A 23,552-nucleotide genomic window follows, 5' to 3' on the forward strand; every position below is an offset into this window, starting at 1 on the left:
ATTTTAATGGGTTGGCATAGAAAAAAAGCCCCGAAAATCGAGGCTTTATTATATTTTAAGAATTTTAGATTATGCTTTCGCTCCTCTTTCAACTCTTTTTCTTTCTTCTTCAGAAAGGATTTTCTTTCTCATTCTGATGAAGTTTGGAGTAACCTCGATAGCTTCATCACCCTGGATGTATTCCATACATTCTTCAAGAGAGAATAAGATTTTTGGAGCAACACCAGTGTCTTTATCTTTTCCTGAAGCTCTCATGTTGTTCAACTGTTTTGCTTCAACGATGTTTACTACCAAGTCACCAGGTTTGTTTTGTTCACCGATGATCATTCCTGTGTAGATTTCCTCACCCGGATCAACGAAGAACTTACCTCTATCCTGTAGTTTAGCAATAGAATATTCTGTAGCAGGACCTGTAGTTTTGCTGATCAAAACACCATTGTTTCTTCCAGGGATAGAACCTTTGAAAGGCTTATATTCTGTGAAACGGTGTGCCATGATAGCTTCACCAGCAGTAGCTGTCAACATCTGAGAACGTAATCCGATCAAACCTCTTGAAGGAATTTCGAATTCCATGTGCTGCATTTCACCTTTAGTTTCCATAATGTGAAGGTCACCTTTTCTTTGAGTTGCCAAGTCGATAACTCTTGAAGCAAATTCTTCAGGAACATCAACAACCAAAGATTCATAAGGCTCACATTTTTCACCGTCTATTTCTTTGAAGATAACCTGCGGCTGACCAATTGTCATTTCGTACCCTTCTCTTCTCATTGTTTCGATCAAAACAGATAAGTGAAGAATACCTCTACCGAATACCAAGAAAGTGTTTGCATCATCAGTCTGTTGAACTCTTAATGCTAAGTTTTTCTCTAATTCTTTAGTTAATCTTTCTTTAAGGTGGTTTGAAGTTACATATTTACCATCTTTACCGAAGAAAGGTGAGTTGTTGATAGAGAACGTCATGTTCAACGTAGGCTCGTCAATTGCTGTTCTTTCCAATGGCTCAGGATTTTCAAGATCAACGAAAGAATCACCAATCTGGAATGCATCGAAACCTACTACAGCACAGATATCACCTGCTTTTACTTCAGTTACTTTTTTCTTTCCTAATCCTTCGAAAACGTAAAGTTCTTTTACTTTTCCTTTTACAATTTTACCTTCTGCCTGAGCAAGACCGATCCATTGAGATTCTTTGATTTCACCTCTTGTCACTTTTCCGATTGCAATTCTTCCTAAGAAAGAAGAGAAGTCAAGAGAAGTAATCTGCATCTGAAGATTTCCTTCTGTTACTTTCGGTTCAGGAACATATTGTAAAATACCATCTAATAGTGGTAAGATATCTTCAGTTTGCTCTAATGAAGTGTTGAACCATCCTTGTTTTGAAGATCCATAGAACGTAGGGAAATCCAATTGCTCTTCTGTAGCTTCAAGGTTGAAGAATAAGTCAAATACTTTATCGTGAACTTCGTCCGGACGGCAGTTTGGTTTATCTACTTTGTTGATAACCACTAATGGTCTCAATCCTAATTCCAATGCTTTCTGAAGTACGAATCTTGTTTGTGGCATTGGTCCTTCGAACGCATCCACTAACAAAATAACCCCATCAGCCATTTTCAATACTCTTTCTACTTCTCCACCAAAATCGGCGTGACCAGGAGTATCAATTACGTTAATTTTTGTGTCTTTATAAGTAACAGAAATATTCTTGGATAAGATGGTGATCCCTCTTTCTCTTTCAAGATCGTTGTTATCCATAATTAACTCCCCACTCTCCTGATTTTCTCTGAAAATGTTGGTAGCGTGAATGATCTTGTCAACCAAAGTCGTCTTTCCGTGGTCAACGTGTGCGATAATCGCAATATTTCTAATGTTTTGCATAAAAGATTTTTACGGGTGCAAAAGTAGTGATTTTTAATGAAAAAATATTTAGTTATCTAAATATTTAATAATTTGTTTAAAATACTTATTTACAAGACAATAAAAAAGAGTGTCCGAAAAACACTCTTTAAGTTATTTATACACAAGCTTGTATTTCGCATGGATCTATTACAGGCGGTTCTCCGCATATGATGTCAAATTCTGCGCAATTACTGGAGAATCCGGTTGCCCATCCCCATCTTACGGCACATGTGTCAGCATCTTTGCATTTTACCATTCCTTTAACGATTCCTCCCTGAACTGATTTCATTTCAGTTCTGGAAATTTTTCTAAGATTTCTCATGTTGTTTTGTTTATTTGTTATTAGCATGATAAAAATATAAAAAAAACACAATAATTAATATGTTATTCAAATATTTAACATTTCGGAGAAATATTTTTAACATTCACATTCAATGCCTTAGCAACCTGTAAAACAAAACAAGATCAATTAAAACAACCAATATAAATTTCATGAGAAAAGATTTCTTGGAAACTTTATGATTGAAGAGAATCATTCCCATAGCAGCTCCTATAATTCCGCCCAGCAAAGAAATTCCTAAAAGGGTATTTTCGGAAATTCTCCATTGATGCTTTTGGGCCTGCCACTTATCAAAACCAAAAGTACCTAATGCAAGTACGTTTATTATCAACAGAAAAGGAATCATTCTTCATTTAATTTGCCGCAAAAATAGAGCTTAATTTATAAAAATACACGTACCCATTCCATATTTTTAAACCATTAAGGAAGATTTAAGAAGTAAAGTACAGTTAAGGTAAATCATTCTGATTTTTAAGCTTAAAGCGAAGCTAATCTTAATACTCTTAAACTCTTATTAAATCTTAATGGTTTAAAAATAAAAATTTCAACAGACTCATCAATAAAGAAATTCCAAAGTTTAAAACCCGGACAGAAAATATTTATAAGGTTATCAGAACAGGATTTTTTAAATTTGTCTTTCTTAAAAAACAAATTAATGACGGTACAGGATCTTGCAGGAAGCTATTCAATTGAGGGAAGTAATCAGGAAGAATCTTCCCAACCCTCTTATCATGGAATATTAACCTTAACCATTGATGAAAACAACCGTATTATTGCCCAATGGATGATTGGTGACCATCAGCAAAACGGTACAGGATTTTATAAAGACCAAATTTTAGTGATTAATTTCAACTACGAAGGAGAAGATGATAAAATCTATAAAGGAGTTGCTGTGTACCGCTGCCTGAGTAAAGACGTACTGGATGGATTCTGGTCTGAGAAGCACGGAAATCCTTTATATCTGGGAAGTGAATATTGTGTTAGAATCCAGAACTCCAAGATTGTAAATTAATTTCTTTATCCATTTGAGCAAAAAAGATTTCTAAATAAAAAGAGCTGTCTTCGTGAAGACAGCTCTTGTAATTATTAAAGTTTAAATAACTTATTTTTTAGCTTTTACGTCGATTGCAATCTCGATATCTTTGCTGATCATCCATTCTGCTGGATCTGCTTCAGAAGTACCGAATTTAAGTCCCCAATCTGCTCTGTTTACGGTAAATTTAGCCTGAATAGCCGCTGAATTTTCTGCAACATCTACTTTCGCAGGGAAAGTAACATTCATTGTTTTTCCTGATAAAGTAAGGTTTCCACTTACTGTTTTATTAGCTCCTGCTACTGCATCTTTTGGTGCTTCTTTCAAATCTGTAACACTTGTAATTTTGAAATCTGAAGTAGGGTTTTTCGCTACATCAAAGAAATCAGGATTTTTTAAGTGCGCCTCAAGATCAGCTGGTTTTTTATCTTTTTCTGTTACTGAAGCCGGATCTACTTTGATAGAATTCATGTCAATTACAAAGTTTCCTGCAGAAACCTGACCTGCATCAACACTGATATCTCCAGACTTTACCGTAAGAGTTCCCCAACGAGGTGCCATTCCTCCTTTGTGGAAAGCTTTCCAGTTTACTACTGAGCCTACTGTATCTACTGCCAGCGTTTCTCCTTTGCTCTCTGCTACAGTTTGTTCCTGAGCCGTAGCTGCAGTTTCTGCTGTTTTTCCTTTATCACATGACGCCAAAAGCAATCCTATTCCTACTAATGCAATTACGCTAATTTTTTTCATATTGAACTGTTTTAAAAAAGTTTATTAAAATTTTGTTGTTTTCGGGTACAAAAATAGAAAAACCTGCTTTGCATCATCTTAACATATATCAAGAAATGACTTTTTTTGATTTTTTTATTGATTTCCACCATCAGTTTTAATTTTGTTGGCTGAAAGTATAAAAAATCATTCTACTCCACAATACGGAAACCTTACAATACTAATACATTCTTAAATTAACTCTAAATTTTATAGATTTTTATTGTTTTATAATTTTTCACTATTCCAGATCACAATAAAAATGTATTTTTGGCACTTTGTAGGAAAAACACAAATTTTAATAAAAACATGACAAAAAAACTAATAACATTATTAGCAATAAGCACAATTTATTGTCTTAATGCACAAACCAAAGCTGAAGAAGCTCTCAAAACATTTGAGCAAAAATATCCTCAGGAAAAAATACACTTGCTATTGGATAAAAGCAGTTATACTGTGGGAGAAAACCTATGGTTTAAGTCATTTGTATTTGATGGCTATACTACATCTGCTATTTCGACTACCTTATTTGTAGAATTGTACGACAGCAATAAAAATCAGATCAGCAAAAAATTAATTCCATTAATAAATGGTGAAGGAAGTGGCAACATTGCCCTTAAGGATTCTTTAAAAGAGGACATTTACTATATTAGAGCGTACACCAGCTGGATGGCTAACTTTAATGAAGATTTTCAGCTTATAAAACCTATTACAGTCTATAACCCTTCATCGCCAGAAAAATTAATAATCAATCCAACTCCATGGATGGTATCAGCTTATCCTGAAAGCGGAAGCTTTATAGACGGAATCAGTACAAAAGTAGCAGTAAGGCTACAATCTAATGGAATAACGCCTTCTGACTGGGAAGGGTATGTCACAGACTCTGATAATCCTGATATAAAAATCACAACATTTAAAGGGTTTGATCAAAATATCGGATTATTTAATATCACTCCTAAAACCGGAAAAAGATACCAACTGACTGTTCAGGATAAGAGCGGACAAAAACAAAATATTGCTCTTCCTGAAGTCTCTGCATCTGGAATAAACCTACAAGTAGTAAGTGATAAAGACCACGTAAAGTACACCATAAAAGCCAAAAATCAGTCTCAGGACTCACAGTATTATACTGTTTTAGGAACCATCAACAATCAGCTTGTTTACAAAGCTAAGATTAATAAAATCAATAACGAAGCTCAATATTCTATCTCCAACAACCAACTTGTGAGTGGAATCCTACAACTTACCATTTTTGATGACAAAGAAAATGTTGTATCTAATAGGCTTGCTTTTGTACAACCTCAGTTGTTGCAGTTCAAGCAACCATTATTACAGGCTGTTTCATTAAAAGATATACCACGGGGTAAGAACTCGTTTGATATTCCTAAGGATGCTAATTATTCCAATTACACAGTTTTAGTACTTGATGCCAACACCAAAAGTACAGAAGAGGATCAAAGTTTATTAAGCTCTTTATGGCTGACCGGAGACATAACATCACCCGTTACTAGTCCTGCTCAATATTTTACAAAAAACCGTAATACAGAAGCGTTGGATGCCCTTTTAATTTCAGAAAAATGGAAGCGTTTTGAATGGAAATCAATTATGACAGGAAACTATCCTATGATCAAATATCAACCGGAAAGCTATCTTTCTTATAAAGGGAAAGTAAATATTCAGGGGAAAACCGCTCCTAATACAGAAGTAAATTTAATTTTCGGTTCAGAACCGGGTTCCAGAATGTCTCAAATAAAATCTGACAACAATGGTTTTCTAACATTGAATAATTTGGTTTTTGAAGACACAATGAAATTTTTTTATCAGTTAAATTCTGAGCCAAAAGATCTTAATAATAATTATTCTGTTTACTTCCAACCTACATTTGCTTTTATCCCTTACAAAAAGAACTTTCCGCCAAGTTCCTACAAACTGGTTCCTCGTCCGGCTGATGATAAACCCTCTAATGAAGTCAATAGATCACTTACCGCTCTTAATACTCAGAAAGTTATCAGTGAAAACATCACCAATATTGAAGAAATAAAATTAAAAGGAGAAGTAAAGAATAAGACGAAAAAATTAAACGACGAATTGAGCAGCCCACGATTCAAGAGTATGAATGAACAAGTTTTCGACTTTGTAAATGATTCCACAATGGTTACCTCCACAAATATTTTGAAATGGCTGCAAGGAAGAGTTGCAGGCTTAACAATTCAAATGCAACGTGGAAGTTACACTGCTTCTCTGAGAGGTGGGCAAGTGGGGATCTATCTTGATGAAATGCTTGTTGATCCTAGTCAAATAGATAATATATCTCCCTCCGATATTGCTATGGTAAAGGTGATAAAAGGATTTTTTGCTGGTGGTTTTGGTGGTGGCAACGGAGCTATTGCCATTTATAGTCGTCGTGGTGCATCCTCTAACAAAATCGTATCGTCAAAATTAAGACAAATCTCTCTAACAGGATATGACAAAGAAGCAACTTTTGAAAGTCCTGATTATGGAAATGAAAAATTCAAGAGCGTTACACAGGATACCCGAAGTGTCCTTTACTGGAACTCTTTTCTCGAGGCACAGCCTGAAGAGTCATCCAAAGTACAGTTTTATAACAATGATGATACAAAAAAATATAAAATAATCATCATGGGATATGATAAAAACAATGATACCCCACTTTATTATAATGAATTTTTGCCTTAATTAATTTAAAAATTCTCATACAGCCTGATTACATTTTCTGTAATCAGGCTTTTTTTATATTTCAATTTCATTTTTTCCATTCCAAAACCCTATTTTAGCTATCCGAAAACAGAACAATGACGACCGTAGAATTTATACAGAAACAGCTCAATATTTCTGAAAAGAGCATCAACAATACCTTACAACTATTATCTGAAGACTGTACCATTCCTTTTATTTCCCGTTACCGAAAAGATAAAACCGGAAACCTTGACGAAATACAAATCGAACAGATCTCAAAAATCAGCAAGCAATTTGATGAAATTGTTAAGAGAAAAGAATCCATTTTAAAATCAATAGAAGAACAGAATGGATTGACTCCTGAACTTCAACAGAGAATAGAAGAAAGCTTTGACATTCAGGAACTGGAAGACCTTTATCTGCCTTTCAAAAAACGTAAGAAAACCAAAGCTGATACAGCCAAGGAAAAAGGTCTGGAACCTTTAGCTAAAATTATTATGAGCCAGAAAAGTAATGACATTCTTTTTCTGGCTTCAAAATATCTGAATAATGAAGTTGCTTCCGAAGAAGAAGCCCTGCAGGGAGCAAGAGACATCATGGCAGAATGGATTAACGAAAATATGTATGTCCGTAAGAACCTTAGAAGACTATTTCAGCGCAAAGCAGTAGTTACCTCCAAGGTTGTAAAAGCTAAAAAAGACGAAGAAGAAGCCCAGAAATTCTCCCAATATTTTGAATGGGAAGAAAGCCTTAGCAGAACACCTTCTCACAGGCTTTTAGCCATGCTCAGAGCTGAAACAGAAGGTTTTGTAAAAACAAATGTAGGAATAGACAAAGACGAAGCCATTGATTTCATTGAAAAAGCAATTATCAAATCTAATAATGAAAGTTCTGAACAAATTGCACTGGCCATAAAAGATAGCTATAAAAGACTACTGGAGCCTGCTATTTCGAATGAAGCATTACAGGAAGCTAAAGAAAAAGCGGACAAAAAAGCCATTGAAATTTTCTCTGAGAACTTAAGCCAACTCCTTCTTGCCCCACCTTTAGGAGAAAAGAGGATTCTGGCAATAGATCCCGGATACCGAAGCGGATGCAAAGTAGTATGCCTGGATGAAAAGGGAGATTTATTACACAACGAAACCCTCTACCCTCATGCTCCACAGAATGAAAGTGGAATGGCTATGAAAAAAATCCGTTCTATGGTGAATGCTTACAATATTGAGGCTATTTCTATTGGTAACGGAACAGCAAGCCGTGAAACAGAATTCTTTATCAAAAAAATTGCTTTTGATAAACCTTTGCAGGTTTTTGTAGTTTCAGAAGCAGGAGCATCTGTTTATTCTGCAAGTAAAATTGCAAGAGATGAATTCCCGTCGTATGATGTAACGGTACGTGGAGCAGTTTCTATCGGAAGAAGACTTTCTGATCCGTTGGCAGAATTGGTGAAAATTGATGCTAAATCTATTGGTGTCGGACAATACCAGCATGATGTAGATCAGACTCAATTAAAAAATGAGCTGGATTCTACCGTGATGAAATGTGTAAACTCTGTGGGAATTAATTTAAATACCGCCAGCAAGTCACTATTAAGTTATGTTTCCGGAATCGGAGAAAAAATGGCAGAAAATATTGTGAATTACCGTACTGAAAACGGTGCTTTTGAAGATAGAAAACAGCTGAAAAAAGTTCCAAGACTTGGAGAAAAAGCTTTCCAGCAAGCCGCTGCTTTTGTAAGAATCACAAACGCCACAAACCCCTTAGATAACTCTGCTGTACACCCTGAAGCTTATGGAATTGTAGAGAAAATGGCAAAAGATTTAGGTATTAAAACCAATGAACTGATAGCCAATAAAGAAAAAATAGCCCTGGTAAAACCCGAAAGTTATATCACAGGTGAAATCGGGATTTTAGGAATAAAAGATATTTTGAAAGAGCTTGAAAAACCGGGACTGGACCCAAGAAAAGCAGCAAAAGTATTTGAATTCGACCCGAATGTTAAAAGCATTAAAGACTTAAAAGCAGGGATGATTCTTCCGGGAATTGTCAATAACATTACTGCTTTTGGATGTTTCGTAGATCTTGGAATCAAAGAAAGCGGACTGGTTCATATTTCCCAGCTGAAAGAAGGATTTGTATCGGATGTCAACGAGGTAGTAAAACTTCATCAACATGTTCGTGTAAAAGTAACGGAAGTGGATGAAGCAAGAAAAAGAGTCCAGCTGAGTATGATTTTGTAATTTTTAAATATTACCCTATTTAAATTTAAACCACAAATTAATCATTTTGAAAACAAAGAATCTAATCTTCGATCTGGATGGAACATTATGGGATTCCAGAGCTACAATCATCAAAATATGGAATGAGGTATTGGGCAAAAAACATCAGTTGATCAAAAAAGCCCTGAAACCAGAAGACATGGATCAGTATATGGGACTGCTAGCTCACGATATTGTAAAAGATATTATTCCCGGCATTTCGGATCTGCAAGCCAAAGAAATCCTTTCTGAAATTGTAGCCGAAGAAAATAAAACACTTCACTTAGAAGGTGGAATTTTATACGATGGCGTAGAAGATACTTTAAAGAATCTGGCCAACACTTATTCCCTTTTCATAGTGAGCAACTGTCAGGATGGGTATATTGAATCATTTTTAGATTATTATCAATTCAATGATCTGTTTGTTGATTTTGAGTCTCACGGACGAACCCAAAAGCCAAAGTCTGAAAACATAAAGCTTCTTATGGAAAGAAATCATTTGACGACCGAAGATTCCATTTATATTGGTGATACCCAAACAGATCAGGACTCTGCTCTGGTAAACGGAGTACCGTTTATTTTCTGTGAATACGGATTTGGAACATTGAATAATTCAGGATATAAACCTTCTCTTTTAAAATTTCACGAACTGAAAAGCCACATTTAAGTAGTGACAGCTGATTGATAATGAGAAACTGTCATATCTTTTTTAAAAAAATATAGCTTTTTGAAGCATTAATCCATTAAAACAAATTACAAGCACTCATTGAAAATATCCGAACTTAAAGTAAAGAAAATTATTCATAGGCCTACCAGATCCTTTGATGAATCGGGCAATAGAATTTATAACGAGTTTGAATTTGAACTCCCTTACAACCCTGTTCATAAAGGAAATGAAACGGAACGCCTTTTTGCTAAAGTGATTGATATGGCTCCTTTTATCATGATCATCGTATTGATCTTTCATCAGTCTTTCGTCTTTGGCATCTTGCTTTCTATTCCGTCTGTGATCATCTCCGGAGCTTTTTGTGAAGGGTATTTCGGTACAACTTTCGGCAAGAGAATTTTTAACCTTAAAGTTCTTGATGATTATGGGAGACAGCTTGATTTTCCGATATCACTGCAAAGAAATTTTTTGTGTCTGGCCAACTTCAGGCCGGTTTTTACAGAGCATACTTCAAAAACTGTTGCAATGGGAACACAAACCAGAACTCATATGAACTTCAGTATGCATCTTAATAATAAGATCTGTAAAACCTATGTTGTAAAAGAAAGCAAAGTAAAAGAAATACAAGAAATGCTGTTACAAGAAGATAAAAAGGCTGCCCGGTAGGACAGCCTTTACTCTTTCTTCTATAGAAAAACTATTATTTATAGTCTCTAGAACTTCTTCTGGGTTCTTTTACTTCCGGCCATTTTACCGTCTCCCCTTTTTCATCCTGAGGCATTACTCTTTTTTCTCTATTACTGAATTCAGGATCTTCGGATGCCATGTAAGCCAATGCTGCTGTTAAAATTACGTTGTTTTTCACTTCGTCAAAAACAATCTTGTCATAAGTATCTTTTGTGGTATGCCATGTATATCCAAAATATCCCCAGTTCAAAGACCCTAAAGAAATCCCTGGAACTCCAGCTGCTACGAATGAAGCATGATCAGAACCTCCTCCGCCAGGCATTCCTGGAAAGTCAGTTTTAATATGGCTTCTTACTGCTTTTGGAACACCGTCAAGCCATCTTCCTACGTAATCATAAGCTTTTACAAATCCCTGACCGCTGATATTCACCACACGCCCTGTTCCGTTATCCTGATTAAAAGCAGCCTGTACTCCTTTTATAATCTGAGGATTATCTGCTACAAAACCTCTCGATCCGTTTAATCCCTGCTCTTCACTTCCCCAAAGCCCAATTACAATAGTTCTCTTGTTATTAGGATAATATTTCTTCAGAATTCTCATAGTTTCCAGCATCGTAATCGTGCCGGTTCCATTATCTGTAGCTCCCTGAGCACCGTCCCAAGAGTCAAGATGAGCGGAAAGAATCACATATTCTTCAGGTTTTTCTTTTCCTTTAATCATTCCGATTGTATTGAAGCTTTTGGCTTCAGGAAGTATTTTTGACTGAGCATCAATTTTGATTTTAGGCAGAGTTCCTTTTTCTGCCATTCTGTAAAGCATTCCATAGTCTTCCACATCAATATCGATCATTGGAATTTTGCTTGTTTTAGCACCAAAAATCCTGTTTGCTCCCATGATTCCGGTCCAGTTTGAAATAGCAATTCCTGCCGCCCCTGCTTTTTCCAGTGCTTCCGGCAGACTGTTATTATCATATCCGATATTCTTTATGTAAGCTGCAAAATCTTTGGTAGCCTGCTCTTTCTCTGATTTAAGCTTTTCATACAATTCAGGAGTTGCAAATTCTTTGATTTGTTCATCAGAACGTCCTATTTTCTGATATTGTGCCATCAGCACAATTTTTCCTTTCGCAGAAGGAAGCCATTGGTCAAATTCAGCCTTAGAAGATACCTTCGGAAGGATAATCACTTCGGCTTCAATTGCTTTTTTAGTAGCCGGACTCCATGCAAGTTGTGTTGCTGAAAGAGATTTTACACGAGGATATGTCATATCAACATGAGTCGTTCCTCTTTGCCATCCCTTCCATGTCCCAAATTGCTGAAGATTGGCATCTACTCCCCAAGAACGAAGTTTATTGGCACTCCATTCGTTTGCCTGTAGCATTTCGGGAGTTCCTACAAGACGGGGACCGATCCCGTCAAGCAACTCAGACGCAAGGTTTTCCAGTTGGGAATTATTATTTACTTCATCTACAAAACTTTTTACGATAGGGTTAAGCCTTTCTTTTGGGTCAACCTTTACCTGAGCCCATGAAAACTGGGCAGCCAGCACTACTGCAGGAACTGCAAAAAATCTATTTATCCTCATACTATTTATTGATTGGTTTAAAGATAAAAGAAATCGGGGAGATAGTGAAGAATTAAGCCTAAAAAAGAGGTTTTTCAATTATATTATTAATAGTTTCATCCAAAAGAAATAATAAAATTCCGAAAGTAACCATAATTAATAAAAAAAGACCATCAATACGACAGTCTTGTGGCCTTTAGAAATGACACTTTATTTTTCATTGAGAAACGCCTGTTCTTCTTTGGAAAGCAGTGTTATCCCAGCTTTTTTTTCTTTTACAGGAACATTATTCCAGATACTGATCTTAAAATCAACCTTCGGATTAAGCCCTTTCTTATCACTTTTGGTAAAAGTAGTATAGATAATTTCACGACTGAATTTCCTTACATGAGTTTCATCTTTATAAAAAACGGTAAAACCATCTCCTTCCAGCTTCGTCAATGCAGGTACATAGACACCATCTTTTTTATAAAAATCAAAAATCAGTGTGGCATCACCAAGCTTGTACTGAAATTCTCTTCCATCTGTTGTAGTTTTCTTCATGGTAGGAAAATCTGTCTGATAATAATGCGTTTCAAAATAAGTAATCACTTTATCTGCTTTATTATATTTAAATTCACCTTTCATCTGAATTCCTCTTACCGATTCTATTTTAAAGGTAATCAGCTGTTCATCACCTTCCTCAAAAATCAACCTTCCGGTATATTTACAATCCTTCATTCTCAGATGCTGGAGTGTTCTGTAAAGTTCATAATTCAGAAAGAGGTTTCCTAGATATTCATGTGAAAACTCATTGGTTTTTCCCGTGAAAATGCTATCAGTATTTACTTTCTTCAGATATTTAACGTTATTCAGCTGCATCTGAAGGATTTCATCATAGTTTTTACGAAAACCATCTTTAAAATTATATTGGTTATTTTTACTCCAGAACTTGGCTTCTGCAATGACCAGAAAGTAGAGCTTATTATTATCAAAACCTTTTTCCTTGTATACAACGTCATAAAGAGAAGGATCATCATAATATTTTTTATGATAATTTTTACTGATGTCTTCAAATATTTTTTTGATGTCTACATTGATGATTTTGATCTCATCGATATTTTTATAGACAGGTTTAAGTTTTACCTGGGCGTTATAGGTTTGTATTTTCTCTTTTTGAAAACCTGAAGCAGAAATTTCAAAATTGACAGCATCTGAGTTCACTGGAGCAAAACCATCTTCATTGGTATAAATGATTTGATCCTGAAGGATAATTCTTGCATTGGGAATAGGATTTCCATTTTCGGAATCCACTACTCTTAATTTCTGTGCAGAAAAAAAGCCGAAAAAGAAAATGAATAAAAGATAAAAGGACTTCATGGTTATTTGTTATATTAGTTTTAATTAATAACACAAATATAGATCAGGAAGTACATAGAAGAACAGAAGTTTAGTACACTTTAATACTATTTAACACTAAAAATTTAAATTCAGCAAAATGCATTCTAAAACTGGGAATTTTTAATCTATTTCACATTAAAACACTTTTTGTATTCCGGAAATAAAAAAACCGGCTTCAAAAGCCGGCTAAAGGTGAATTATTTCTTAGCTTCTTCTACAGAAACTTTTCTGAATTCTTTGAACAATTTGCTTAGTTCTAAAGCTGCTTTACGAGCTCTTGTACCAGCTGCTTTGTTTCCTTTTTCCGCTTGTTGGTTTGCCTCAGTTGTGAACGCTTCAAATTCTGCGTTGATTTTTTCAATTAGTTCTTTCATTTATTTAAAAATTTAGGCTGCAAATATAGGTTTTATGGTGATTCCAGCCTAATTGTGTTGAAAAAAAATAGTGGATTTAATCATTTTTTCTGAGTCTTTCTTAAATTCAATTTAATTTTTAAAATAAAATCAAATTATTGTAGAAAATCAACCACGTATCTGAGGGTTTATATACAGAAGAAATCAATATTTAAATAAACCACTCAGAATCAATAAGAATCAACAAAAACAACAAACAAGATTCTCTTAAAAAAGCTTATTGACAAAGCCATTTGATTTCCTTATCATACTTAATTATTTTTAACCGTTCAAAACTGTAGTTCTTTTGCTTTCCTGCCTGCATTTTTTAATAAAACAATGCTTTCAGGAGTAATTCTTTCGGCAAAAACAATCCTGAAATGATAATGGTATTTGTCAGTGAACGAAAAGGTATTTCCGGGAGTAAACAGAATCTGATGCTCTTCACAATACTGATAAAATCTTTTCATATCCATATTTTCCGGAAGCTCTCCCCAAATGCTGTAACCTCCCAGTGGCCTATGAAAATAAGCCTCTTCCGGAAAGAATTTCCTTAACGCTTCCAATACCTGAACAGCCTGCTGATTGAGTTTTTTCCGAAATGAACGGAGATGTCTTTCATAACTATTCCCCTGCAGCAGCTTCAACACCAGTTCCTGATAAATGGGAGAAACTGTACGCCCTAAAGCAAATCTTACCCTTTCGGATTTTGCATAGAAATCGCCCGCATACAACCAGCCTAAACGAATTCCGGGAGCTAACGTCTTTGAAAATGAGGAGTACATCATCACTATTCCCTTTTTATCAAAGCTTTTGATACTTCTCGGTCTTTGTTCTCCAAAATAAAGATCGGAATACATATCATTCTCAATAATACAGAACTGATGAATTTCGGCGATGCTCAGAATTTCTTTTTTTGTTTCATCCTTCATTACAAAACCTGTGGGATTGTGAAAATTGGGAGTCGTAATAAGAGCGCAGATTTTATTTTCCTTGCAGATCTTCTGGAAATATTCAGTGTCAAAGCCTGTTTTATAATGCACAGGAATCTCAATAACTTTCAGTTCGAGATGAGCAAGCACTTCCAATACAGAAAACACGCAGGGACTTTCAACAGCAACCACATCCCCAGATTTTGTAACTGATTTTAAAGCAATTGTCAGTGCCTGCAAAGCACCATCAGTAATAATTATTTCTTCAGGGTTTAATGCACAGCCATAGGTTCCCATTTGTTTTGCAATATGCTTTCTCAGCTCTTCCAAACCGTTTGAAGGGTAATATCTGAGCAGTGCTGCTCCTTTTTCACGAATGACTTCCTGCATTGTTCTGAGAATAAGCTTCTGTGGAATCAACAGGTCTCCGGGCATGGCGGTATTGAAAGAACTTGATTCTGATGTTCTTTTAGAAGTCAGCATTATATTTTTCATAAATACCTCATCTCTCACTACAGGCGGAAGCTTTGTTCTTAGTTCGGGAATATTTTCCTCTTGAATCCCTGTGACGAAATAGCCAGACCGTGGATTACTTCTGATCAACCCTCTAATCATGAGATATTCAAATCCGCTTTGTACCGAGCTTGTACTCAGTTTGTATTTTTCTTTGATGTCACGAACGGATGGAAGCCTGTCATTTTCCTGTAAAATTCCACTGTAGATCTGCTTCTCTATTTCAGCCGTAAAAACTTCGTACTTATAAGGTTTCATCATATCACTTCAACTGTACTGAACAAATTTACAAAAATACCTTTCTGTACCGATTATATTTTAGCAAACTGTACCCCTTTTGAACGGATTAATCTTATAATTTTGAATAAAAAAAAATCCCATGGATATCATTTCAAAATTTACAGTAGGTTCTGAAGAGGGAATTTCTGATCTTATAACCATTATAGATTCTTCCGTTTATACATTGCACAAAGAGTTTGTAAGTGAGGAAGACATCAAAAAATATATTCAGCAACAAATTGATCCGAGAAAGATGATCAATGATCTGAACAATCTCTCCAACCAACTGATCATGACTTATGCTGATCAGAAGCCAATCGGATACAGCATTATAAAAAGCGGTTCTTTACACCCAGGAATTCCAGATGGAAAAAGAGCAACAGAAATAAGTTTTGTGATTCTTTCAGAGTTTGACACTCCTGAAACAAGAGAATCTCTTTGGAAAAAATGCAGATCTGCAGTAAGTTTCACAGATATTATTTGGATCAATATACTGGATCATGATCCGCTTGCTGATTTTTTAAAAGAGTGTGGTTTTATAGCTGCGGAAAGTTCGAAGGCTGGCCCTTTTCAAATGCCTTCCCATATTTTGGAATTGGAAATCAATAAAAGTTAATTCTTAATGACAGATTGCACAGGTATTTGTGTATGCTTTAATGGTAGTTCTTCTTTTTATTTTATTGATATTGAGAAAGACTATAGTTCTTATTTTTATTATCTCACTAAAAATTATTTTAGGTAAGCAATTGTTTACCTATCTTTGATTTTTATAATTTTTACCTATGAGTGATCAGCTGGAAACTATAGAAGATTATTACAGACGTATCCGTAAAAATCAGATTAAAATGTTTGATTCTGAGGATTTTGAAACAGGAAAATCCCATTTCAACATTTCGATGCGGAGATACTGCAGCTTTAAAAGCCCTTATAACCGTCGTGATTATTATAAAATCAGCTTTATCATCGGAAAAGGCACCATCCACTATGGTTCACATCAGCTGTTTATAGATGGTCCTGCCCTATTCTTCCCTTCCCCAAGCATCCCTTATTCCTGGGAATGTGAAAGCGATATACAGGAAGGATATTTCTGCCTGTTTAATCAGGAATTTTTTAATGGAAATTCAGAATTCAATCTGTTTAAAAAGACATCAATGTTCAAGGAATGGAGCAAACCGGTTGTTTTTCTGACGGAAGAACAGACCCAACTAGCCACTCTTTATTTTGATCAGATTTACAGAATGAATAACTCTACCTATCCTTTCCGCTGCAGCAGCATCAAAAGTAATCTTGCTTCTGTTATGCATCTGGCACTGGAAAACCGTGTGGAAGATATCAATCCTAATGAGCTTCCTGCCAATGTACGTCTCTACAAGCTATTTGATGAATTGCTCAACAAGCAGTTTCCGTTGGACTCCCCTGCTTATCCGCTGGCTTTAAAAACTCCTTCAGACTTTGCTGAGCATCTGAATGTGCATGTCAATCATTTAAATTCTTCGGTAAAATCTGTAACCCATCTTACTACAACACAGATTATTAAAGAAAAAATGTTTGAAGAATCCAAAAATCTGCTGAAATATACCAATTGGGATATTGCTCAGATTGGTTATACATTAGGTTTTGACCAGCCTGCACATTTTAATAACTTCTTTAAAAAGCATGCCCGTACTTCCCCATTAAAGTTTAAGAATTTATCTTAATATTTGATTTTTGTAATTTTTACTTTGTCTTTTAAAATTCACTTTTCTGTTTCTTGACTTATTTTTGCATAGTAAAAAATGAATGAACATGTTGAGAGAAGCATCTGAAAAACGAATCAGATTAATTACCATTATGGCTTTCGTGTCTATCCCGCTTTCGGGGTTTGTCACAGATATTTATTTGCCATCATTTCCTTCTATGGCCAAAGAAATGATGGTATCGGAAAAAGATATCCAGATTACATTAACTTCATATCTTCTTAGTTACGGGATTTCACAGTTGTTTGTTGGAGGAATTCTGGATAGCATCGGGCGCTATCGTCCTAAATTGATAGCATTATTCCTATTGATCCTGACCAGTATTTTAATTACGATGACGAACAGCATTTTACTGATTTGTCTGCTTCGTATTCTTCAGGGAGCTGCAGTTTCCGTACTTGTTGTGGCCACTCGTGCTATTTTTGTGGATATTTATGATGCTGAAAGGGTAAAACATTACCTGAGCTATTTTACCATTGTATGGTCTTGCGGACCTATTCTGGCTCCTTTCCTCGGAGGATATCTTGAGAAAATCTTTAACTGGCATGCTAATTTTTATTTTCTGGCCGGATATGCAGGATTCCTATTCCTTTTTGAATGGTTCTTCAGTGAAGAGAGTCTTCCCCAGAAAAAGAAACTGGATCTTTCAGAGAATATCAGCCTTTACAAAATGATGCTTAAAAACAGGATTTTCATGCTGGGTATTTTTATCTTAGGACTGAGCTATTCTATCGTGATGTTATTTAATATTACAGGCCCGTTTATTATTGAAAACACCTTCCATTTTACCCCTGTAGTTATTGGATACTGTACACTGATCTTAGGATTTTCATGGATGATCGGAGGGTTCATTGGAAAACGCAGACTGACTCTTGATTTTAAACCAAGGATTTTACAACCCATCCTTCTTCAGTTGATTCTGATCTCAGCCTTGATTATCACCAGCTATTTTACAGAAAGTCTTTTCATTATGATCCCTTTTGCCTTTTTTATTCATATCTGTTCCGGAATTTTATTTACCTCTTTCTTTACGACAAGTATGCTTTACTTTCCGAAAAATGCAGGTACTGCCGGCGGATTGATGGGTGGATTGGTATATGTGATCACTTCTGTAACAAGTTTTATCATCTCAGTAAGCGGAACTGTAACGGATCAAAAAGGTCTTTCCTGGCGTTATCTGATTATTGCATGTTTCCTTTTGGGGATCATTCTTATTATGCATCAGGCCGTTAAAAAAGAAAAAGCAGAGAATTAACCTCTGCTTTTTTATTGATATTAAATGCTCAAAATATATAGGTTGCTTTACATTCATAAGAAAAGCGGCTACCATAGGGCAACCGCTTATTACATTGTTGTGTAAATTGATAATCAATAATTCTAAAAAGGCTGTGCAACTGTATTGTTCATTTTAACTTCAAATTGAACATCAGGCGTTAAGCTTGTCCCGTTCAGGTAAATCCAGTCTGTTCCTGATTTATTATAAACCTGCAGATAATAGGTATTCCCAATTCCCGTGGTATCCTTGAAGGCAACAATATCTCCATCTTCCACACTTGTTGAAAAGTTTCCTGCCTTTTTCTTTACAATTTGAATCCTTAGGTTATAAGTCGTTTTCCCATATTTTGGATAAAAATAATAGCTACCACTGCCTGAAGAAAACCAATACCAGAAATGGTTAAGCCTTTCACTGCTCTCTACTCTTACATATCCTTCTTTCAGATCAAAATAATTGTCAGAATCTCCGATATTCACGATATTAAACCAGGTTCTTGCATCACTTGGCAGTACAGAATTAACCGTCAGCCAATCATTAGGTGTTGAAAGGTTCGAACTGATATATTTTCCTGTTGCCACAGATCTCAGTGAAATACGATCATGCTTTCTGAATTTCAAACTTTTCGTAGGAGTCTTCTGATCGGAGTAAACATTGGCTTCCACAGGATAATGATCTGAATATTCTGTCCAATGATATTTAATTCCAGTTACATTCGTATACGTCATAAGGGTTGAAGCCACAGGATCGAATGCAATATTTTGCCAGGTTGGAGGCACAAGATGATCATTAGAAACCAAAATATAATCCAGATATTCTCTTTTATTGGCTGGATAAGGGTAATGATAAGAAGCCATCGTATTGGTTTTCGTATCCCATGAATATTTTAATCCTCTGTATGTAGGGGCATTTACATTCAGGGTTTGCAGCATATCAGAATATTCAGGTGTATCTTTTATAATATTAAAATCTCCACCGTAGATTACCATTTCATCTTCAGGGATATTCAGACGGTCAACAAATGATTTCATCATTCCCAACTGTTGTTTACGGATTTCCACATCTTTTCCATTACACGATGACTGTGTAGACTGAGCATGAACTGCTATAAAGTGGATCCGTTTTCCTCCTTTTACTATTCTGGCGTAAGCAAAGCCTTTCAGGCAGTAACCATCAAAATCACATCCTGCCGGAAAAATATACTGATCCATTCTTTCTATAGGATATTTACTGGCAATCATCACACCACCGTCTTCAAATCCTCCGGAGATAATCTCACGCCAATGGCCGAAAGTATTGTTCCACTCATTTTTTGTGCGTCCTACTATTGGAGTCTGATAAGGAAAAGTAGGAAGAAGTTTTTCACGCAGCTTATCGGAGGCTGCATTATCGAAACACTCCTGAAGCATCAGTACATCATAGTTCTTCAAAAAGGAAGCTTCACCAATTTTCTGAGCTCTCGCCTGTTGTGACCATTGTGTCATACCTGACACTGCGAGTTCTTTCAACAGGAATGTGTTATACGATAATACTTTGATATTTGGAAAACCACCTCTCATGGCATTTTCCTGTGCATTAGGAAGAGTCTCATCTGGCTGAAACTGATCTGACCTACACGATAAAAGGGTTAAAAGACAAAGTACCGGAAGAAACCGGAATAATGAAAATTTCATTTGATTCATAAGTTTTTAAGTTAAAATTGTTTTGTTTTGCTGCGGCCAAAGTAAAATTTACAGCATAAACAAAAATGAACTGAATGTTATCTAAATAATAATTTTCCGGTTCGTCATTTAACTATTAAAAATTATCATAATCTAACGGCCTAATTAGTTTTAATTAAAACTAATTTTTCGTATATTTGTTAGGATAAATCTTGCTGAAAATCCTTTTTAACAGGCGTTTTAGCCGTCTATTTCATTATAAAAGTATGCCCGTAAAACAGAATAACATATCGGAACTTGCTCTGGAGCTTGGCCTTGCAATGAGTGAAATGAAAAGCCGTCTTCGACAGAAAATCCAGACTATTATTAATGAATATGATCCGGATTTGTCATTTGAACTGATTGAAATCCTGGGATTGCTTTCACGCAATAGTGGCATCAACCAGCAGGAAATAGGAAATAAGGTAAGCAAAGACAAGTCAAGTATCACCTATCTTATCAACAGTCTTGTGAAACGAGATCTTGTTGAGCGGATCGCTGATAAAAACGATAGGAGAAATAAACAGATCTTTTTAACTCCAAAAGGTAGACAGATTGTAGAAACTGTTTATCCCTGGGCGTTGGATCTTTATAAAAAGGCAGCTGATGGCATTCATGAAGAAGAGATCATTAAAGCATTGCTTCTGGTAAAAAAAATGACAGCCAACCTGGAAGAATCAGGACCAAAACATAATACAATATGAGAACAATCCTTGTACCTGTTGATTTTACATCAACTACGGAAAATGCAGTAAGAATTGCCGCAGATTGGGCAAAAACCTACGAATATCAAAACATCATCTTACTCAAAACAGCGGGAGAATCTGAATTTGATTATCTGCATATTGCAGAAGGGCATTCATTTGTGAATGAAGAAAGTGTCAATAATTTGCTGCAGAGAACAGAATTATTATTTGATGAGCTAAGCAGAATTATTACAGAAAAGTCACCTGAAGTTAAAGTTTCCAGAGTATTGAGTGATTGGACTCTTACCAGAAGTATTAATGAGCTTTTAAAAAACCAACCGTCTGTGGAACTGATTATTCTGGGCAGTGATGACCAGACTTCATCCACTGATAGTTTTGTTTCTGAGAATATTATAAGTATTGCCAGAACAAGTCCGGTGAAAACCCTGATTGTACCTCACAGCTACCATTATACTCCTGTTAAGAATATATTCATTCCTTGTGATATCAAAGGTATTAAAAGATTGGAAAGACTTTTTCATCACAAATCCGTTATTCATAAACAAGATGTTCGTCTTTCATTTTTGAATATTAACACCAGCGAAAAAGAGGACGAGAGCCAAAAAAAGGAACTGGAAGATTATATCCGTGAACATTTAACGGAAATTCCAAGCAGTATTCATTATTCTCATGATGAGAATATTATCAAGGGTATCCTTAACTTTGCTATATCTGATAAAGCAGATCTTATTATAGCACTACCCGGTAAACACAGCTTTTTGTATTATCTGGCAAGCAGAAGTATTTCTGAAGGAATTTACCAGAACACCCATCAGCCTGTTTTAATTTTAAAATAATAAAAGAACCCAATAAAGTGAATGAAAGCTAATAATAAATTTTGGTGCTTTCAATTTTAACCATTTTCTGCTCCTCCATTTTCTTGACATATCGAATCACCGTCTCCACACGAAGACCGGTTAAGGTTGCTATTTGCTGTCTGGTGTAAGGAACCAGAAATGAATAAGGTTCTTCAAATCCGAAATATTTTTTAATATGATCAAAAAGCTTCATGAGCTTTATGATTGGATCTGAAATTGCCAGAAAGCTGGAAATCATAAATCTGAAATGCATTCTGTCAGCCATGTATTTATTAATCTCAAGCATTAATTCAGGCTTTTCCAGCAGTATTTCGAGAATTTTAGTTTTGGGAATTCTAATAATTTCACAATGGGTAACAGCAATGGCATTAATGGCATAATGATGATCGGTAAATAAATAGCTTTCACCAATACAATGTCCATCAAAGGGAAGCCCATGAACAAATTCTTTTCCGTCTTCCAAAAACGTATTGAGTTTCACAGTGCCGTGCCTGATCTGGAAATAATATTTTGCTGCGGTACCTTCCTGAAAAACAGCATCTCCTGCTTCATAGTTTTCCAGAGTGGCTCCGTGAGAAAATAATAAGTCTTCATTTATGACCATCTTGTTATTATTAATTTAAATAAAAAATACTTAAAGCATAAGCAATGCCGTAACTTATCAAATACCCAAAACATGGTATATTTTACTATCAACACTACTCATCCAGCCTGATATCAGGCTGTAATTTTCTTTTTATGTTTTGCTCCCCAATCTGCCAGTGCAGCAATAACATCTTTCAGTGACTCGCTGTATGCTGTGGGAACATATTCTACCAACACCGGCTTCTGGTCTGTGATAACGGTTCTTTCCACCAGATGATTCACCTCCAGCTTTTTCAATTCACTGGATAATACTCTTGCCGAAATACCACTGATGGTTCTTTGGAGTTCATTGAAGCGTGTATGCCCACCCAGAATAGCAATCATAACCCGAATGGTCCACCTGCCTCCCAAAACGTACAAAGCATCCTCTGTAGCAGCCAGATGAGTACTGCACTGCGGCCTTGAGTACACTATTTTTTCTTCTTCCATTGTCTCTGTTTTCTGTTGTTACTAACCTAAATGTTATTACTAACCTTTCGGTAACTACTATCTTTTTATTAGTAAATATAAATAATTTTGAAACATCAATTTTAAAAAAAAATAAAAAATGAAACGAGTACTTCATATTACTTCAAGTCCAAGAAGCGAGTCATCAATCAGTAAAAAACTGGGAAATGCTGTTGTAGAAAAAATTACATCCAAATATCCTGACAGTGTTTTAAAAAAACGTGATCTAGCCAATCCTCTTTTTCCTCATTTGGAAGAAACACATATCAATGCATTTTTTACTCCCGCTGAAAACCGTACTTCTGAGCAGTTGGAAACAGTAAAACTTTCAGATACCGTAATTGATGAATTGCATGAAGCAGATATTATCATTATTGAAGCTCCTCTTTACAACTTTAGTATCACGTCTACATTGAAATCATGGCTTGATCATATTGCCAGAGCAGGAAAAACATTCAGCTATAGCGAAAATGGACCTGAAGGACTGGTAAAAAATAAGAAAGTATATCTTGCTTTTTCCAGTGGCGGAGTATATTCTGAAGGAGAAAGGCAAGCTTATGACTTTGTAGTTCCTTACTTAAAACAAACGCTTGGATTTATGGGAATGACTGATATTTCCGTTGTCCGTGCAGAAGGACTTTCTGTTCCGGTTATTCAGGATACGGCCCTGCAAAAAGGCATTGAAAGTATTGTTGTAGAGTAAAAATTAAAAAGAAGCCGTCTCATTTTCCTTGAGGCGGTTTTTGTTTATAAACTACCCATATTATTTTTTTAGGATGATTTT

22 protein-coding genes are annotated in these 23,552 nt (G+C 35.5%); 11 read left to right on the plus strand and 11 right to left on the minus strand.

From position 1 onward, the window contains the following. Positions 1 to 69: 69 nt before the first annotated feature. From typA to NK356_RS14960, 3 genes are all read right to left on the minus strand, one after another. The gene (gene typA / locus NK356_RS14950) at positions 70 to 1,875 is read right to left on the minus strand and encodes a translational GTPase TypA (RefSeq protein WP_034696525.1); all 1,806 of its coding nucleotides are present in this window, start codon (positions 1,873 to 1,875) and stop codon (positions 70 to 72) included. A gap of 136 nt (positions 1,876 to 2,011) precedes the next feature. After that, positions 2,012 to 2,218, minus strand: a complete 207-nt coding sequence (locus NK356_RS14955; protein WP_034696527.1) for a hypothetical protein — start codon at positions 2,216 to 2,218, stop codon at positions 2,012 to 2,014. A gap of 109 nt (positions 2,219 to 2,327) precedes the next feature. Beyond that, a complete protein-coding gene (locus NK356_RS14960; RefSeq protein WP_034696528.1) occupies positions 2,328 to 2,582 on the minus strand; it encodes a DUF1294 domain-containing protein in 255 nt (84 codons plus the stop codon). A gap of 309 nt (positions 2,583 to 2,891) precedes the next feature. On the opposite strand from NK356_RS14960, the gene NK356_RS14965 reads away from it, so the two are divergent. After that, positions 2,892 to 3,248, plus strand: a complete 357-nt coding sequence (locus NK356_RS14965) for a hypothetical protein (RefSeq protein ID WP_034696529.1) — start codon at positions 2,892 to 2,894, stop codon at positions 3,246 to 3,248. Between the two features lie 90 nt (positions 3,249 to 3,338). Here the strand turns inward: NK356_RS14965 and NK356_RS14970 are convergent, their stop codons facing one another. Next, positions 3,339 to 4,016 carry a YceI family protein gene (locus NK356_RS14970; protein WP_034696530.1) on the minus strand — a complete coding sequence of 226 codons (678 nt, stop codon included), beginning with the start codon at positions 4,014 to 4,016 and terminating at the stop codon, positions 3,339 to 3,341. Between the two features lie 327 nt (positions 4,017 to 4,343). Between NK356_RS14970 and NK356_RS14975 the strand changes: the two genes are divergently transcribed. The 4 genes from NK356_RS14975 to NK356_RS14990 all read left to right on the plus strand — a co-directional run bounded on the left by NK356_RS14975 (position 4,344) and on the right by NK356_RS14990 (position 10,322). Beyond that, complete coding sequence (locus NK356_RS14975; RefSeq protein ID WP_034696531.1) at positions 4,344 to 6,731, plus strand: hypothetical protein; 2,388 nt, start codon at positions 4,344 to 4,346, stop codon at positions 6,729 to 6,731. A 116-nt stretch (positions 6,732 to 6,847) separates the two neighbouring features. Further along, entirely contained in the window at positions 6,848 to 8,971 is a 2,124-nt protein-coding gene (locus NK356_RS14980) for a Tex family protein (RefSeq protein WP_253317350.1), read from the plus strand. A gap of 46 nt (positions 8,972 to 9,017) precedes the next feature. Continuing rightward, complete coding sequence (locus NK356_RS14985) at positions 9,018 to 9,656, plus strand: HAD family hydrolase (RefSeq protein ID WP_253317351.1); 639 nt, start codon at positions 9,018 to 9,020, stop codon at positions 9,654 to 9,656. Between the two features lie 99 nt (positions 9,657 to 9,755). Further along, positions 9,756 to 10,322, plus strand: coding sequence for an RDD family protein (locus tag NK356_RS14990; protein ID WP_034696535.1), 567 nt, complete (start codon positions 9,756 to 9,758; stop codon positions 10,320 to 10,322). Positions 10,323 to 10,356: 34 nt separating this feature from the next. On the opposite strand, the gene NK356_RS14995 is transcribed toward NK356_RS14990, so the two are convergent. From NK356_RS14995 to NK356_RS15010, 4 genes are all read right to left on the minus strand, one after another. After that, entirely contained in the window at positions 10,357 to 11,928 is a 1,572-nt protein-coding gene (locus tag NK356_RS14995; RefSeq protein WP_034696536.1) for a M20/M25/M40 family metallo-hydrolase, read from the minus strand. Positions 11,929 to 12,117: 189 nt separating this feature from the next. Then, positions 12,118 to 13,266: a carboxypeptidase-like regulatory domain-containing protein gene (locus NK356_RS15000; RefSeq protein WP_253317352.1), complete on the minus strand. Its 1,149-nt coding sequence runs from the start codon at positions 13,264 to 13,266 to the stop codon at positions 12,118 to 12,120. A gap of 218 nt (positions 13,267 to 13,484) precedes the next feature. After that, a complete protein-coding gene (locus NK356_RS15005) occupies positions 13,485 to 13,661 on the minus strand; it encodes a histone H1 (protein WP_002978882.1) in 177 nt (58 codons plus the stop codon). A 308-nt stretch (positions 13,662 to 13,969) separates the two neighbouring features. Further along, entirely contained in the window at positions 13,970 to 15,385 is a 1,416-nt protein-coding gene (locus tag NK356_RS15010; RefSeq protein WP_253317353.1) for a PLP-dependent aminotransferase family protein, read from the minus strand. A gap of 118 nt (positions 15,386 to 15,503) precedes the next feature. Between NK356_RS15010 and NK356_RS15015 the strand changes: the two genes are divergently transcribed. The 3 genes from NK356_RS15015 to NK356_RS15025 all read left to right on the plus strand — a co-directional run bounded on the left by NK356_RS15015 (position 15,504) and on the right by NK356_RS15025 (position 18,394). Continuing rightward, complete coding sequence (locus NK356_RS15015) at positions 15,504 to 16,019, plus strand: hypothetical protein (RefSeq protein ID WP_253317354.1); 516 nt, start codon at positions 15,504 to 15,506, stop codon at positions 16,017 to 16,019. 166 nt (positions 16,020 to 16,185) lie between these two features. Continuing rightward, on the plus strand, positions 16,186 to 17,100 hold the full coding sequence (locus NK356_RS15020) for an AraC family transcriptional regulator (protein ID WP_034696540.1): 915 nt from the start codon (positions 16,186 to 16,188) through the stop codon (positions 17,098 to 17,100). Positions 17,101 to 17,188: 88 nt separating this feature from the next. Continuing rightward, a complete protein-coding gene (locus NK356_RS15025; protein WP_253317355.1) occupies positions 17,189 to 18,394 on the plus strand; it encodes an MFS transporter in 1,206 nt (401 codons plus the stop codon). 122 nt (positions 18,395 to 18,516) lie between these two features. Here NK356_RS15025 and sph read toward each other — a convergent pair whose 3' ends face one another. Further along, positions 18,517 to 20,085 carry a sphingomyelin phosphodiesterase gene (sph, locus tag NK356_RS15030; RefSeq protein WP_253317356.1) on the minus strand — a complete coding sequence of 523 codons (1,569 nt, stop codon included), beginning with the start codon at positions 20,083 to 20,085 and terminating at the stop codon, positions 18,517 to 18,519. 254 nt (positions 20,086 to 20,339) lie between these two features. Here sph and NK356_RS15035 point away from each other — a divergent pair, with 254 nt between their 5' ends. Then, positions 20,340 to 20,816: a MarR family winged helix-turn-helix transcriptional regulator gene (locus tag NK356_RS15035; protein ID WP_253317357.1), complete on the plus strand. Its 477-nt coding sequence runs from the start codon at positions 20,340 to 20,342 to the stop codon at positions 20,814 to 20,816. Continuing rightward, the gene (locus NK356_RS15040) at positions 20,813 to 21,655 is read left to right on the plus strand and encodes a universal stress protein (RefSeq protein WP_253317358.1); all 843 of its coding nucleotides are present in this window, start codon (positions 20,813 to 20,815) and stop codon (positions 21,653 to 21,655) included. The genes NK356_RS15035 and NK356_RS15040 overlap by 4 nt, the downstream gene beginning before the upstream one ends. A 28-nt stretch (positions 21,656 to 21,683) precedes the next feature. Here the strand turns inward: NK356_RS15040 and NK356_RS15045 are convergent, their stop codons facing one another. Together NK356_RS15045 and NK356_RS15050 are read right to left on the minus strand one after the other, a co-directional pair. Next, positions 21,684 to 22,280 carry a Crp/Fnr family transcriptional regulator gene (locus NK356_RS15045; protein ID WP_253317359.1) on the minus strand — a complete coding sequence of 199 codons (597 nt, stop codon included), beginning with the start codon at positions 22,278 to 22,280 and terminating at the stop codon, positions 21,684 to 21,686. 113 nt (positions 22,281 to 22,393) lie between these two features. After that, entirely contained in the window at positions 22,394 to 22,750 is a 357-nt protein-coding gene (locus NK356_RS15050) for a helix-turn-helix domain-containing protein (protein WP_034696547.1), read from the minus strand. A gap of 118 nt (positions 22,751 to 22,868) precedes the next feature. On the opposite strand from NK356_RS15050, the gene NK356_RS15055 reads away from it, so the two are divergent. After that, positions 22,869 to 23,471, plus strand: coding sequence for an FMN-dependent NADH-azoreductase (locus NK356_RS15055; protein ID WP_034696548.1), 603 nt, complete (start codon positions 22,869 to 22,871; stop codon positions 23,469 to 23,471). The last annotated feature ends 81 nt before the right edge of the window (positions 23,472 to 23,552 follow it).

The sequence above is a fragment of the Chryseobacterium sp. S0630 genome, from assembly GCF_024158915.1.
Taxonomy (GTDB): domain Bacteria; phylum Bacteroidota; class Bacteroidia; order Flavobacteriales; family Weeksellaceae; genus Chryseobacterium.

What these genes read in the sequence shown, in the direction of transcription:
- NK356_RS15055 (WP_034696548.1), top strand. Translation starts at nt 22,869, where the DNA reads ATGAAACGAGTACTTCATATTACTTCAAGTCCAAGAAGCGAGTCATCA.
- NK356_RS15045 (WP_253317359.1), bottom strand. Translation starts at nt 22,280, where the DNA reads ATGGTCATAAATGAAGACTTATTATTTTCTCACGGAGCCACTCTGGAA.
- NK356_RS14980 (WP_253317350.1), top strand. Translation starts at nt 6,848, where the DNA reads ATGACGACCGTAGAATTTATACAGAAACAGCTCAATATTTCTGAAAAG.
- NK356_RS14970 (WP_034696530.1), bottom strand. Translation starts at nt 4,016, where the DNA reads ATGAAAAAAATTAGCGTAATTGCATTAGTAGGAATAGGATTGCTTTTG.
- NK356_RS14955 (WP_034696527.1), bottom strand. Translation starts at nt 2,218, where the DNA reads ATGAGAAATCTTAGAAAAATTTCCAGAACTGAAATGAAATCAGTTCAG.
- NK356_RS14995 (WP_034696536.1), bottom strand. Translation starts at nt 11,928, where the DNA reads ATGAGGATAAATAGATTTTTTGCAGTTCCTGCAGTAGTGCTGGCTGCC.
- NK356_RS15025 (WP_253317355.1), top strand. Translation starts at nt 17,189, where the DNA reads ATGTTGAGAGAAGCATCTGAAAAACGAATCAGATTAATTACCATTATG.
- NK356_RS15040 (WP_253317358.1), top strand. Translation starts at nt 20,813, where the DNA reads ATGAGAACAATCCTTGTACCTGTTGATTTTACATCAACTACGGAAAAT.
- NK356_RS14975 (WP_034696531.1), top strand. Translation starts at nt 4,344, where the DNA reads ATGACAAAAAAACTAATAACATTATTAGCAATAAGCACAATTTATTGT.
- NK356_RS15020 (WP_034696540.1), top strand. Translation starts at nt 16,186, where the DNA reads ATGAGTGATCAGCTGGAAACTATAGAAGATTATTACAGACGTATCCGT.
- NK356_RS15000 (WP_253317352.1), bottom strand. Translation starts at nt 13,266, where the DNA reads ATGAAGTCCTTTTATCTTTTATTCATTTTCTTTTTCGGCTTTTTTTCT.
- NK356_RS15010 (WP_253317353.1), bottom strand. Translation starts at nt 15,385, where the DNA reads ATGATGAAACCTTATAAGTACGAAGTTTTTACGGCTGAAATAGAGAAG.
- NK356_RS14965 (WP_034696529.1), top strand. Translation starts at nt 2,892, where the DNA reads ATGACGGTACAGGATCTTGCAGGAAGCTATTCAATTGAGGGAAGTAAT.
- NK356_RS15015 (WP_253317354.1), top strand. Translation starts at nt 15,504, where the DNA reads ATGGATATCATTTCAAAATTTACAGTAGGTTCTGAAGAGGGAATTTCT.
- NK356_RS15005 (WP_002978882.1), bottom strand. Translation starts at nt 13,661, where the DNA reads ATGAAAGAACTAATTGAAAAAATCAACGCAGAATTTGAAGCGTTCACA.
- NK356_RS14960 (WP_034696528.1), bottom strand. Translation starts at nt 2,582, where the DNA reads ATGATTCCTTTTCTGTTGATAATAAACGTACTTGCATTAGGTACTTTT.
- typA (WP_034696525.1), bottom strand. Translation starts at nt 1,875, where the DNA reads ATGCAAAACATTAGAAATATTGCGATTATCGCACACGTTGACCACGGA.
- NK356_RS15050 (WP_034696547.1), bottom strand. Translation starts at nt 22,750, where the DNA reads ATGGAAGAAGAAAAAATAGTGTACTCAAGGCCGCAGTGCAGTACTCAT.
- sph (WP_253317356.1), bottom strand. Translation starts at nt 20,085, where the DNA reads ATGAAATTTTCATTATTCCGGTTTCTTCCGGTACTTTGTCTTTTAACC.
- NK356_RS15035 (WP_253317357.1), top strand. Translation starts at nt 20,340, where the DNA reads ATGCCCGTAAAACAGAATAACATATCGGAACTTGCTCTGGAGCTTGGC.